This window comes from Helicobacter valdiviensis, from assembly GCF_003245365.1.
Lineage (GTDB): Bacteria > Campylobacterota > Campylobacteria > Campylobacterales > Helicobacteraceae > Helicobacter_D > Helicobacter_D valdiviensis.
Genome location: NZ_NBIU01000022.1, coordinates 1 through 12754 on the forward strand (window position 1 = coordinate 1; position 12754 = coordinate 12754).

A 12754-nucleotide genomic window follows, 5' to 3' on the forward strand; every position below is an offset into this window, starting at 1 on the left:
CCAAGCAATAAAGTTTCAGGAATACTATTAGATTCTGAGATTCCTATACTAAGCTATTTAGCTTATGGAGTTATGGAGTTTCAAGGTAAAAATTATATAACCCTTTGGAATGGTAGATTTAATTTTGATGAGAATTCTACTTATCCAGAAACACGCATTTATCTTTTAGAAGGTAATAAAAGAGAGCTAAAATGCACTTATTAAAAAAGGAATAATTGATGTTTGAAACAACAAAAAATACAGAATATTTAGAAGATGTTTTTAAATTTATTAAAGCTATTGAGGGTTTTAGGGCACTGCCTTATAATGATTCACAAAAAATTTTAACCATAGGCTATGGTGCTAATTTACGAGAAAGAAAATGGTTGATTGTTGTATTAAATGAATTAGGATTATTCGGGAGTGTAAAAGATTTAAAAACCAAAAAAGATATAAAGGCTTTAGATAATATAGATAAAGCCTATACAGCCTAGTGTCTATATACATCTAAAACCACACAAAATCCAAAGTCTTCTTTAATACCTTCTAATTCCCTCTACCAAAAAAGTCCAAATTCAATCTAGATAATTTCTATATTTTATTGTATTCCTAATTGCTGATAAATTTTTGAAATTCTTTGGGATTGGATTTTTTCCCTTTGTGTTCTTTCTTCTTCTTTGTTTAGGCGTTTTTTCTCTTCTAGTTTTACAATTTGTGTCAAAATCGTATTAACCTTTGCTTCATCTCTTATACTTTTAGCCTCTTGCAAATCAATTCTTAACATTCTTATATCATAATCTAGTTTTCTGTCATTTTGGCGATATTTTTCATTCGATTTATGTTCTTGCTTTTTAAATTCATAATCAATCTTTAATGCTTCTCTTTTTTGAGAAAAACTTGCTCTATCAAAAACCTCTACATTAATCCCCTTAATCTCTTCTTTTGGAGATAAATGAGGAGGAAGAGCAAATAAAATTCCAGAAAATCCTAAAACCAATAACGCTTTTTTCATATTTTCTCCTTTACTTATACAGATTAAAATATTTAATTATATAATAAAATATTTTTCCATAAATTAATTTTATATTTATTTTTTATTTGCCAGAATTTTATCAATAAGACTTCTATATATTTTAAGGCAGTATTATGCAAAATACTTACAATAAACTTATGAATGATTTTCTAAAAGAAAGGGATAGTTTCACAAAATCTTATCAAGATACAATAAAATGGCTAGATGAGTTTTATCATAATACAAAGCCAGATTTCATTAAACACAAGAGCTTTAAACTTGAAACACTTATTAAAAACAAAAAAGACTTATTAGAAACTCCTAAATACACTATAGAGTTGTCTAAAAGACTTAAAGAGCTAGACAATGAAATTTATTATACCGCCCGCACACTACTTCAAGATTTTAAAAGGCATAAAGCAAAAGAAATTTATCAAGATATAAAAACAAACAAGAAAGCCAATATTGGATACGATCAAGATAAAGATTTTTTAGAAAAGCTATGCATTAAACTTGATGAGAAACATTCTATAAACTCTCTATATAATCTTGCAAAATACTTTGTTAAGCACTGGGTATTGCTATTTACACTATGTAATGTCATAGGAGCACTTATTTTAATGAAGTATTTTGCTCTAGATATTCATTATACTCCTATTATCACACAAGAAAACGCATTATTCTTATTAGCTATGGCAGGCATTATTGGTATAGCTTATACTATTTTTGTAGGATTATTACTTACCTTGTTTATTTTTTATATAAAAAAGATACAAGAAAATTCCAAGCAATATTGGAGCAATAAACAAATTTTAGCTTTTATTATGCTTATTAATATGCCACTTCTTTCCACTATTCTTGTTACTTTAGGAGATACTTTTGACATTTTCTCACAATGGCTTCTAGTTATATTTTGCATCTTATTATTGATTGCATTTTTTATTTTTGCAATACTTTTTATTAAAGATTACAAAGATAAATCTTATTCAATTATTTATATATTATTTTTAATGGCTTGTAATCTTATTTTTTATTTTTTATTTATGTTATCACTTATGGGACAAAATACTACCTGGATAGAATTAGCCTTACTTACCTTTTTATTCTTTACCTATAATGCCATACTCATACTTTTTCCATTGCAAATCAACTTTAGCTTTATAAAACCCTCATTTATCGTAACTGCTCTTATCACTTTTCTTTCAATAATTCCAATGGCTTTTTCTTCCAATATTATATCACTACTAAAACTAGGCAATTATGATTTAAGTTCCCTTTCTTTAAAGCCCAACTCCTCTTCAAAATATCAAAAAAATTGCGATTTTACTCTATTAAAAGATGAAATTATTTTAAAAAATGTCCATATACTCTCAAACAGAGGAGAAAAGATTTTACTAACTTGCAAAAGCAACCCTGTTTTAGCAAAAAAGAATGATTTGGTTTCAGAAATTAGTGATATTTCAAGCAATGCAAAAAATCTAACATTAAATTCAAATCACACAATCAATATTCCATCAAGTTGCCAAACAAAAAACACAATCGATAAAAAAGTCCAACTCACAAATATTCGTATTTTAAAGAAAAGAGAGAATGATTTGGTTTTTGAATGCATTAGCCAACAATTTGGCGTCCATTCTTCAAGTGTCAATAATTCCATGTATTGATTTATTGTTTTTTAGATAAATGCACTTTTATTGACATCTGGGCTTCTTTAAAGTTTCATCATTTTGCAAAGCAAGATTAAAAAGATTAAGATTTTCTTACATTGCTTTCTCTTGCATCTTTGAGATTATTTGCACACCTTGCCCTAGCAAAAACCTAAACGCAATTTGCACTACACAAAACTAAACTATAAGTTTTTTAAGCTATTTTTTAGGGCTATGTATTGCATGATATCCTTGAAATTATAATATGCGTAATTATAAAGAAATACCGCCAAATAGAGCGTATTATTAAGTCAAAACATAGTAAAATTACCCCATTAAAACGAATTAGCAAAATTTCACAAAGGATTTTAATGCAGTCAATAGAAGAAATTGTTGAAGATAGTATAAAATCACAGCTTAACACTCTAAAAATTCCCTATTACGCAAAAACACAAGGTATCAATACCGAAATTGATGAAGCACTTACAAAAGCTCCAAGCAAAAGTGGCGGAGATGGCAAAAATTATCCTGATATAAAATTATTAATCAAAACAAAAACACTAAGAACTATTCCTAATTATGATAGAAGCAAAAGGCTTAAAAAACAAACTTGCCAAATTTAAAGATGAAGGGATAGAAAATACCACCAAAGATAATAAACCCCATTATAAAAATATCCAAGAATACGCCCTAAATGGTGCAGTGCATTATGCTAATGCAATCCTTGATTATACGCATAGCTATGATGAAGTCATTGCAATAGGAGTTAATGGCTATTACGAATCATCAAGCGATAAAGAACCTAAAATAGAATACGCCCTTTATTACTTAAATCGTGAAAATTTAAGTATTCCTAAAAAAATAGATGATTTTAAAGATTTAAGTTGTTTATCAAAAGAATATTTAGATGATTTAATGCTTAAAATAGATTCTATCAACTTAAGTGATGAAGAAAAAGCAAAAGCTATTGAAGAGCTTGAAAGCGATACAGAATCTAAACTTAATGCACTCAATCAATTTATGCACGATAGCTTATTAAATATTAGCCCCAATGATAGAGTAGCCTTGCTTGTAGGTATGATAATGGCAGCTCAAGGCGTGGCTGATAAAATCGCACCACTAAAATTAGACGAGCTAAAAGGACAAGAAGGACAATACACAAATGACGGACAAATTTTTCTGAATAAAATCAAAGATTTTTTAAGCTACAAAAATCTACCACAAGAAAAAATTAATCTCGTTATCAACGATTTAGAAAAAGCCTTTATCCATTCTAAACTTTATAATGTAAAATCCTATACCAACGAGCTTTTACACTCAAGCGATGAAAGCCCACTGAAAAAAATCTATATCCAAGTGCTTGATAATATTTTACCCCTTGTAAAAAAGCTAAAAAATGCAGATATTGCCGGAAGACTTTTTAATTCCATTACCAAATGGCTAGAAGTGCCGGATAATGAAAAAAACGATGTCGTGCTTACACCTAGGTATGTCGTAGATCTCATGGTAGCCCTTGCAAGAGTGAATAAAGATTCTTTTGTATGGGACTATGCGACAGGTTCAGGAGCTTTTCTTATCTCATCCATGAATGCGATGATAAAAGATTGTGAAAACATCAAAAGTCCACAAGAAAAAGAAGAAAAAATCGCTCATATCAAAGCTTATCAACTCTTAGGTGTAGAAAAACGCACTGATATTTATCTACTTGGAATCTTAAATATGATTTTGCTTGATGATGGGAGTGCGAATTTATTACATAAAGATAGTTTGAAAGAATATGAGGGCAACTACGAGCAAGGAGATAAAAAAGGCAAAAGTTTCCCAGCCACTGTCTTTTTGCTAAATCCCCCTTATTCTGCAGAGGGCAAAGGCTTTATTTTTGTAGATAGAGCATTAAAAAGAATGCAAAAAGGCAAAGCAGTAGTGATTATCCAAGAAAATGCTGGAAGTGGCAATGGGCTTCCCTATACTAAAAATATTTTAGAGCATTCAAGCCTTTTAGCAAGTATCAAAATGCCAAATGATTTATTTGTAGGAAAATCAAGCGTGCAAACAGCCATTTATGTGTTTGAAGTGGGAGTAAAACACGATAAAAAAGCTTTAGTAAAATTTATAGACTTTAGCACCGATGGCTACACAAGAGCGGCAAGGAAAAAATCAAAAGCAAGTGTCAATCTAAAAGATACTAATAATGCAAAAGCAAGATACGAAGAGCTTGTAAATATTGTGCTTTATGGAGCAAAGTATTTAAATTATTATAAAGATTTTTATATAGAAGATTGTATTAATTTGGAAGGCAGAGACTGGACTTACTCACAACATAAAAAAATCGATACCAAACCCACACTAGAAGATTTTAAAAAGAGTGTGAGCGAATATCTTACTTGGGAAGTGAGTAATATTTTAAAGCAAGAAGGAATTACGCAGGGAAAGTTCTAAACCCTGCTTTAGAGAAATTAGAATCTGATTTCAAAAAAGCAGGGGGAGAATGGAGAGAGTTTAGAATCGGGGATTTATTTGAGGTTAGTGGCACAAAATCATTAGATGAGGGAAAATTGTGTTTTGTAGAGTCTGGTATTAATTTTGTAGGTCGTATTAAAAATGGCATAAAGGGTCGTATAGAAAAACAAGACTTTGAACCCAACAAAGCAAACACTATAACAGCATCGGTTATAGGGAATTATAAATATACAACATTTCAAACAGAGCCTTATTATTGTTCACAAAATATCAACAAACTATCGCCCAAATTTAGAATCAATAAAAAAATAGCTATATATTTTATGGCACATATTAACAAGTTTTTATCAAAATACAACGGACAACAAGGTGGCTACACATTAGATGAAATACAACAACATAATTTAACCCTCCCAGTATATTGTCATTCTGAGGCATTACCCGAAGAATCTAAAGAAAATCCCGCAAGATTTTTTGCTAATACTCAAAATGACAAATTAGATTCTATAAAAGATGTTTCGCAACCGCTCAACATAACAGAAAAAGGGTATAATTCTAATACAGAATCGTATTCCATCGCTTTTGATTTTATGGAATCTTATATAGCGGAGCTGGAAGCGGAGCGTGTGCGGGAGCTGGAAGCGTATTTGCGCGCGAGCGGACTAAGTAATTATACACTCACCAAAGATGAAAAACTTGCACTACAAGCAATACATACCAATACAGATTCTATTGGGGTAACCCCTAAGCAATCTCATCTTGCAAGAGAGCATTTTCTCAATTCTGCTTTAAGTGCTTTAGCACATCAGGCGTTAGAGAGACAACATAGTGTGCAATGGCAAACATTCTCTTTTGATTCGCTCTTTTTATACAAAAGAGGCAAGAGATATAAAAAGAGCGATCATGTAAGTGGTGATATTGCCTATATCTCTTCTAGTGCGTCTAATAATGGTGTAGATAATTTTGTCTCACCACCTCCTTATATGACAATCTATCAAAACAAACTCACACTAGCAAATAGCGGTAGTGTGGGGGCTTGTTTTTATCACTCTTATCAATTTGTAGCGAGCGATCATTGCATGGTGATTTGGCTCAAAGAAAGAGAGCTAAGCAAAGAAATCGCACTATTTTTGATACCTATTTTTGAAAAGCTAAAAAACAAACATGATTTTGGGCGAGAGATTAACGATGAGCGATTGAGAGCAGAAAGCTTTTTGCTTCCAATAGATTCTAAAGGCAATCTTGATTTTGACTTTATGGAGCACACTATCAAGGCAGTAGAAAAACTCCATATCAAAAGACTTTATGAATTCTGGGAAGCTAAACTCAATGCTTATAATCTTGCTATTAATAATGGGGGGGGGGGGTAATATCCTTTAGCCTGCAAGAATATTTAGAATTTATAGAAACTAGCGAAAAAGGATTTAAATCTTTAGAGTGGAGAGAGTTTAGAATCAGAGATTTGTTTGAGATATTTACTGGTAGAGATGTGATTATAGGACAAACAGAACTAGGCAATATACCGCTGGTTAGCCATCAAAACACAGATAATGGAGTTGTAAAATATATTAAAAAACTTGATGATAGACATATTTTTGATTATCGTTACACTATTTCTTTAGCTGATAGAGGGGTATTTTATGCCACAACACAATTTGAGAATTTTCATATAGGAACTAGAGTTAAGGCACTTGTGTTTAAAGATAAAATTAAAATAAACAAAGAAATAAGATTATTTTTTGTTAGCACAATTAATAAATTACAAACTTTATTCAAAGATTATTTAGCAAATGCTACTAATAAATTACCAGACTTAAAAATCACACTCCCCACAGATTCTAGTGGTAATCTTGCCTTTGATTTTATGAAATCTAGTATTAAAGCTATACAAAAAGAGGTGATTAAAAGTGTCGTTTTATATGCGGATTCTAAGATAAACGCCACAAAAGAATGTATTAAAAGGCATTGATTTTAGCAATCTCTGCCTTAAATTCTTTAAAATTTTATTTCTTTAAGACTTAGCTTCTATCTCCCTTATCACCCTAGCAGGATTCCCACCTACAATCACATTGCTTGCCACATCTTTAGTTACCACCGCACCCGCTGCGATTATGGAGTTATCCCCAATGCTCACACCCGGGCAAATTGTGGCGTTTATCCCTATCCACACGCGATTACCGATATTTATGGGTTTGCAAAAGGTAGTTGCGCGATTATAGGGATTAATGTCATGATTAATCGTGGTTAGACACACCTTTGGCGCGATATACACATCATCACCGATATTTATCCCGCCTCTATCCATAAAGGTGCAAGATGAGTTGATAAACACATTTTTACCAAACTTAATATTGCGCCCAAAGTCCGTATAAAAAGGCGGAAGAAGCCAAAGACTAGAATCTACCTGCTTTCCCATAAGCTCACTTAGGATTTCTCTTACCTCTTTTTCATCATGATAGCCGCTATTTAGCTTGGCTACGCATTTTTGCGCGTGCAGGATTAGGGGCAAAAGCTCCTTTTCAAACGCCTCGCCCTTATTTTCCACACCAAGCCCCGCTAAATCCCGCTCTAATAAACTCATTTGCTTTTGCATATGTATCCTTTTTCAAGTTTTTGTGAAATTATAAAAGATAAGAGTAGCTCTAAGTCAAGAGAAAAAATGTCAAATTTTTAAATTTTTATTATAAAAGCCCTTAAACTTTTGCTTAGCCCTCTTTTACAGAAACTTTTTGTAATAGCTTTATATCTGCAGCTATGTTTTAGCATTTTCTTTTAATGCAACACAATATAATTCTAGCCTTTCTTTTGCCGTGTTTTCACCTTTGACACAAGGTGCGATATAATCTTTAAATCCTTAATGCTCATATCAATTTGGCGATAACAATCCACCCAAAGCACCCATTGCAAATCCTTCTCACTAAAATAATGCACACCTTTTTTATCTTTCTCCACATAGGGGAAAACTCCCTTGCTAAGCCAAAATCTTAGTGTCCTGCTAGCAACACCCGTTTTTCTCTCTACTTCTATAATTGTATAAGCCAAATTTACTCCTTCATACAAATATCAAAAATCTTTATCTAAAACATATTTTTTCTCTATCGGGAATGATTTTTTTGGTTTCTTATTTTCTTCTTTTTTGCTTTGTATATAATATACATCTTTTGCATCTGAAAGAATATATAAATCTTTTACTTGTAAACCCTCTTCATTTTCAGTAAAGCTGATATTGTTGTCCAATAATTTATCTTTTATATTTTTATTTTTACTTAGTGTCATTTCTGCCTTAAAATTACCTATTTTTAAATAAGAAGTAATATTTTCATTTAAAAATACAATAGATAAAAATAAGATAATAGTGTTAATCAAAGCAAAAAATTTAAAACTTTTAAGTTCTTTAAAACACAATGGAAGGCTAAAAAATATAAAAATAATTAAACAACCAAAGCCTAGATAAAAATAATTAATTTCTTGGGTTTTAATGATGATAGAAATGCTAACAATGATCATAGATACATACATAATAAGTATTAATACGGTTTGTAGCATAAAAGTTTCTATTTTATTTGATGAAACCCTATCTTTTCTTCCAAAAAAATATAATGCAGCGTTTGCAACTATAAATACAATAGCAATAGATATTAATAATAATATATTGGGTTTCTGCAATGTGATAAAAGTGATAATAGATGAAGCAAAATAAATTATCAAAGGGATCATTTTTGGTATTTCAAAATATTGTTTATATAATTCTCTTACAAAAGAAAATATTCCTATATAGAAAAAACTAAAAATTCCCCCAAATAAAACCCCTGTAATTGCCAAAGCAATTGCCTTTTGGCTATCCAAAAAAGGAATGGTTCTTGTTTGTAAAGAATGCTGAATAAGTATAAAAATGACTATAGAAATTCCCGCAAAACTTGCAACTTGAAATAAATCTTTTGAAGTTTGCAAAATTGATTTTGAAAGTTTAATAAAATCTTTTTTATCTTTTCTTGTCTCATAGCGTTCTTCATATTTTTTAAATTTAACTTTAGATTTAAACTCAAGCTTTTTTAATTCTGGTTTGGAAATATTTTTCTTATACAAATCAAAATAAAAATAAATTTCATCTTCCAAATCATCAAACTCTTGAGGATTGTTTTTAAATTTTTGATATTCCAAATTTTCAAAAAACAAAATTTCTGTTTCTACTAAAGTTTGCAACTTTAGACTTATTTCTTTTATGTTTTCATTACTTGCAATATCTTGTTTGCTTCTTTCTTCTTTAAGCTGTTCTATCAATTCTTGACATTCTTGTAATCTTCTTTCTTTTATATTTAATAAAGCTTTAAATTCCATTTTTACTCCTTTATAATCTTTACTTTAAAATCTCTTTTTTGTGCTTTTAGAGTTTCTAAATTCCCTTGCACTTTGCCCAAAAACACCAAATCATCGCTCGCATTTTGCAATTCATAAAAAATGCCTATATTGCCCCAAGGCACATAGTAGAATAAATCTCCAATTTGAGGCTTATACGCACTGCTTCCTTTTGCATTTAATGCTTTGGGTAAGTGTGCAATCTTTTCTTTCCTTGCAAAATCGCTAAAATCTAGCTCCATTGGAAGCGCGTTATAAAACTGCTTTGAAACCTCATTTTGCTCTAAATTTACACGCAATTCCTTGCCATTAAAAAGTAATTTTATTTGCATTTGCTCTCCTAGTAAAAAATTTAGACATAAAAGTCCTAGCACAATAACCTTTTTCATTTAAAATTCCTTATTTAAAAACATTTTTGGGCTTAGCGCCTCCATAGGCACAAATTTTAGGCTTTTTATCATGTGTATTGTGCTTTGTTTATACCTTTGAAAATGTGCGCTTTTTATGTGTTTTTGATAGCTTTCTTCATCTTTGTAAGATTCTATAATGCTAAATTTACAAGGATTTTCCTTGTAAGCTAAGGCATAAAGCACTAAAACACCCTCTTCATTTCTCACACTCTGCTCGCTCTCTTCTTTTAAAATCTTTTTATACTCCTCTAAGTATTTGCAATCAATCTCAATTTCTGAAATTTTCACACTCATAAATTCTTGCATAAAACCTTGCGCATTCACTCCCAAAACTCCTAAAAATAAAATAGTTAAAAGCTTTCTCATCTATAGCCCCACACTGCGTGCCGCATCAGAATTTGGCGGATACCTCTCCCCAAAAACAGGCATAGATTTTAAGGCTTTATCAATCGCTTCTAATTCATCTTGGCTAAAACTAATTTGCAACGCTCCTAGATTTTCTTTTAAGTGCGTAAGTTTTGTAGTTTCTGGGATTGGCATAATAAAGGGCTTTTGTGCCAAAAGCCAAGCAAGTGCAATTTGCGCGCTTGTGGCACTTTTGCCATCAACCTTTTTGCTTTTTGCGATTTCTTTGACATAGTTTAGAATCTTTTGATTTTCTCTTAATGCGTCTTTTTGAAATCTTGGAAAACCTGCTCGCATATCTAAAGTTTTATGAAAGGTAGTATTTTTATTCATAAGTCCGCCTAAAAATCCGCGCTCTAGCGGAGAATACGCACTAAAACCAATGTCAAGTTTTTCGCAAGTTTGCAAAATTTTATTCTCTTCAACCTCTCTAAACATCATAGAATAATGATTTTGCACTGAAGTTACAGGGTGGATTTTGTGTGCTCTTTGTATGGTTTTGTAATTTGGCTCGCTTAGCCCATAATAGCGGATTTTCCCCATTTTGATAAGCTCACTCATCGTATCTGCCACCTCTTCAATAGGTGTGTCAGGATCTACTCTGTGCTGGGTGTAAAGATCGACATAATCGCTTTGCAAGCGTTTCAAACTCCCATCAACTGCACGCAAAATTGCCTTTTTGCTAGAATCTTGATGTTGCTTAGAAAATGGATAATAAAGCCCAAATTTTGTGCCAATAATCACTTTATCGCGGTAGGGCTTTAGTGCCTTCCCTAGCAATATTTCATTGGTATATGGTCCATAAACTTCAGCGGTGTCAAAATAAGTTACTCCTAGCTCAATAGCCTTATGGAGTAGCTTTATCATCTCTTTTTCATCGCGTGCTGGACCATGTCCATGACTCATTCCCATACAGCCTAAGCCTAGTGCACTTACTTTTAAATCTTTACCCAAGATTCTGTAAGGTAGGCTTTGGGATTTAAATGTAGCACTTTGCATAGTGTGAGTTTGTGAATCTTGCAAATCTTTAGCAAATGCCACTGCCCCGCCAAGTGCGATTACACTAAGTGTTGAAGTTTTTAAAAATTTTCTTCTTGCATTCATAATATTTCCTTAAATATTTAAAGTCAAACTATCTAACGCACTTATAGCATTTAGCGCCCTTGGATAGCCAATGTAGGGCACAAGTGCGGCTATGATTTTAAGTAGACTTTCTCTGCTTTGCCCTAGATTTAGATTGCCTTGCACATGGGCTTTTACTTGATTGTCCGCCCCACCAAGTGAGATAAGATACACAAGCGTTAAAAGCTCTCTAGTCTTTAGATCTAGCCCGCCTCTTGTGTAGTAATCCCCAAAGCAATTCGCACTTAAAAAGTCATTGATAAAGGCTTTATCTTTTGGGGTAGATTCTATCATTTTGGTAATATTTGCCTCACCAAAAATCGCATTTTGTGCTTCCCTGCCCTTTTGCTTTCGATTTTCTTCTGTGGTTGTGCCTTGTGGCTCTAGTGGCATTTCAATCCCTAATTTTTCAAACACATCATTACAAAGGCTTAAAAAATCATGCACCCTAACAAACCCCACATAAGGCGTGGCTTGATAAATCACCTCTTTAATGGCAACTGGGCTTATGTCGTTATTGATCGCACCTTTAAGCAGGGCTTTAAACTCCATTTTCCCACCCGCTGCCAAACTCGCCCCAAGCGTGATTAAAAAATAAGTCTGTGTGTCTAAATTTGCCACCCTAAAGCTCTCGCCAAAAGTGAAATTTATGTGATTGCTAAAATAATCCTTATCGCTTTTTAAAAGCGGCTCTTTTTTCGCTCCGCCCAAAAGCTTTTCAAAAATTTCTCTTGCTTTTTGTGCTACACTCATGCTTTTCTCCTTGATTGTGTTGATATTTTGCGAAAATAGCGCGCTTGAAGATGCACCTAAAAGCATAAAGGTTTTTATGCTAAAACTTAAAAAATTCCTTCGTTTCATCTCAATTTAAGCCTTTTATTCTCTTGCCTCTTTGAGCGCGTTTTTATACTCTTCTTCGCTAACTAACTCTAGCCACTCTACATTTTTACCATTCACTTCGCTTGTAAGTGCGATATGTGCACCCTTGCTAGATTCTGTAGCCCCATGGAAATGCTTCACTCCAATAGGACAGCTTATCACATCGCCCTTTTTAGCGATTGTGGCTTTTTGTCCTACGGCTTTAGTGATGATTTCACCCTCTGTTACAATGAGTGTCTGCCCTTTTGGGTGGGTGTGCCAAGCACTTCTAGCATTTTTGCTAAACTCCACCAAGCCACCGCTAAAATCACGCCACTCATTTGCCCTAAACATCATACTCACTTTCACTTCACCACTAAAGATTTTAGAATCTCCTTTGAAACTCCCATGAACTCCTGCTTTTTCTACCACTTGCATATTTTCTCCTTTGTCCGCAAAAGCTAAAATCGCACCAAAACACGCTAAAAATAAAACTTTTTTCATTT

At 32.4% G+C, this 12754-nt stretch carries 15 protein-coding genes and 2 pseudogenes; 8 read left to right on the forward strand and 9 right to left on the reverse strand.

What is annotated here, in order from left to right; genetic code table 11:
- Positions 1–204, forward strand: a pseudogene (locus tag B6S12_RS07375) (DUF1311 domain-containing protein); the annotation flags it as partial.
- Positions 205–218: 14 nt separating this feature from the next.
- Positions 219–473 carry a hypothetical protein gene (locus tag B6S12_RS07380; protein ID WP_111230157.1) on the forward strand — a complete coding sequence of 85 codons (255 nt, stop codon included), beginning with the start codon at positions 219–221 and terminating at the stop codon, positions 471–473.
- A 104-nt stretch (positions 474–577) separates the two neighbouring features.
- Here the strand turns inward: B6S12_RS07380 and B6S12_RS07385 are convergent, their stop codons facing one another.
- Complete coding sequence (locus tag B6S12_RS07385; protein ID WP_111230158.1) at positions 578–991, reverse strand: hypothetical protein; 414 nt, start codon at positions 989–991, stop codon at positions 578–580.
- A 134-nt stretch (positions 992–1125) separates the two neighbouring features.
- Here B6S12_RS07385 and B6S12_RS07390 point away from each other — a divergent pair, with 134 nt between their 5' ends.
- The 6 genes and pseudogenes from B6S12_RS07390 (at position 1126) to B6S12_RS07405 (ending at position 7066) form a co-directional block, all read left to right on the forward strand.
- Positions 1126–2655: an MFS transporter gene (locus tag B6S12_RS07390; RefSeq protein WP_111230159.1), complete on the forward strand. Its 1530-nt coding sequence runs from the start codon at positions 1126–1128 to the stop codon at positions 2653–2655.
- 353 nt (positions 2656–3008) lie between these two features.
- Positions 3009–3260 (forward strand): hypothetical protein, encoded by a 252-nt coding sequence (locus tag B6S12_RS11480; protein ID WP_245892592.1) that lies wholly within the window; start codon positions 3009–3011, stop codon positions 3258–3260.
- On the forward strand, positions 3217–5076 hold the full coding sequence (locus B6S12_RS07395; RefSeq protein ID WP_245892593.1) for an HsdM family class I SAM-dependent methyltransferase: 1860 nt from the start codon (positions 3217–3219) through the stop codon (positions 5074–5076). Before B6S12_RS11480 ends, B6S12_RS07395 begins: the two co-directional genes overlap by 44 nt.
- 59 nt (positions 5077–5135) lie before the next feature.
- Positions 5136–5501 (forward strand): annotated as a pseudogene (locus tag B6S12_RS11680) (restriction endonuclease subunit S); the annotation flags it as partial.
- The gene (locus tag B6S12_RS11685; protein ID WP_342767092.1) at positions 5487–6467 is read left to right on the forward strand and encodes a restriction endonuclease subunit S; all 981 of its coding nucleotides are present in this window, start codon (positions 5487–5489) and stop codon (positions 6465–6467) included. The pseudogene B6S12_RS11680 and the gene B6S12_RS11685, both read left to right, overlap by 15 nt.
- A 32-nt stretch (positions 6468–6499) precedes the next feature.
- Positions 6500–7066 carry a restriction endonuclease subunit S gene (locus B6S12_RS07405; RefSeq protein WP_111230160.1) on the forward strand — a complete coding sequence of 189 codons (567 nt, stop codon included), beginning with the start codon at positions 6500–6502 and terminating at the stop codon, positions 7064–7066.
- A 42-nt stretch (positions 7067–7108) separates the two neighbouring features.
- Here B6S12_RS07405 and B6S12_RS07410 read toward each other — a convergent pair whose 3' ends face one another.
- The 8 genes from B6S12_RS07410 to B6S12_RS07445 all read right to left on the reverse strand — a co-directional run bounded on the left by B6S12_RS07410 (position 7109) and on the right by B6S12_RS07445 (position 12686).
- Positions 7109–7690, reverse strand: a complete 582-nt coding sequence (locus B6S12_RS07410) for a sugar O-acetyltransferase (protein ID WP_245892594.1) — start codon at positions 7688–7690, stop codon at positions 7109–7111.
- A gap of 200 nt (positions 7691–7890) precedes the next feature.
- Positions 7891–8139 carry a MerR family transcriptional regulator gene (locus tag B6S12_RS07415; protein ID WP_245892596.1) on the reverse strand — a complete coding sequence of 83 codons (249 nt, stop codon included), beginning with the start codon at positions 8137–8139 and terminating at the stop codon, positions 7891–7893.
- A gap of 21 nt (positions 8140–8160) precedes the next feature.
- Positions 8161–9435 carry a hypothetical protein gene (locus tag B6S12_RS07420; protein WP_111230161.1) on the reverse strand — a complete coding sequence of 425 codons (1275 nt, stop codon included), beginning with the start codon at positions 9433–9435 and terminating at the stop codon, positions 8161–8163.
- Positions 9436–9437: 2 nt separating this feature from the next.
- The gene (locus tag B6S12_RS07425; protein ID WP_111230162.1) at positions 9438–9842 is read right to left on the reverse strand and encodes a cyclophilin-like fold protein; all 405 of its coding nucleotides are present in this window, start codon (positions 9840–9842) and stop codon (positions 9438–9440) included.
- Positions 9843–10229, reverse strand: coding sequence for a putative quinol monooxygenase (locus B6S12_RS07430; protein WP_111230163.1), 387 nt, complete (start codon positions 10227–10229; stop codon positions 9843–9845).
- The gene (locus B6S12_RS07435) at positions 10230–11372 is read right to left on the reverse strand and encodes an aldo/keto reductase (RefSeq protein ID WP_111230164.1); all 1143 of its coding nucleotides are present in this window, start codon (positions 11370–11372) and stop codon (positions 10230–10232) included.
- Between the two features lie 9 nt (positions 11373–11381).
- Positions 11382–12143 (reverse strand): carboxymuconolactone decarboxylase family protein, encoded by a 762-nt coding sequence (locus B6S12_RS07440; RefSeq protein ID WP_111230190.1) that lies wholly within the window; start codon positions 12141–12143, stop codon positions 11382–11384.
- 123 nt (positions 12144–12266) lie between these two features.
- Positions 12267–12686 (reverse strand): cupin domain-containing protein, encoded by a 420-nt coding sequence (locus B6S12_RS07445; RefSeq protein ID WP_111230191.1) that lies wholly within the window; start codon positions 12684–12686, stop codon positions 12267–12269.
- Between the last annotated feature and the right edge of the window lie 68 nt (positions 12687–12754).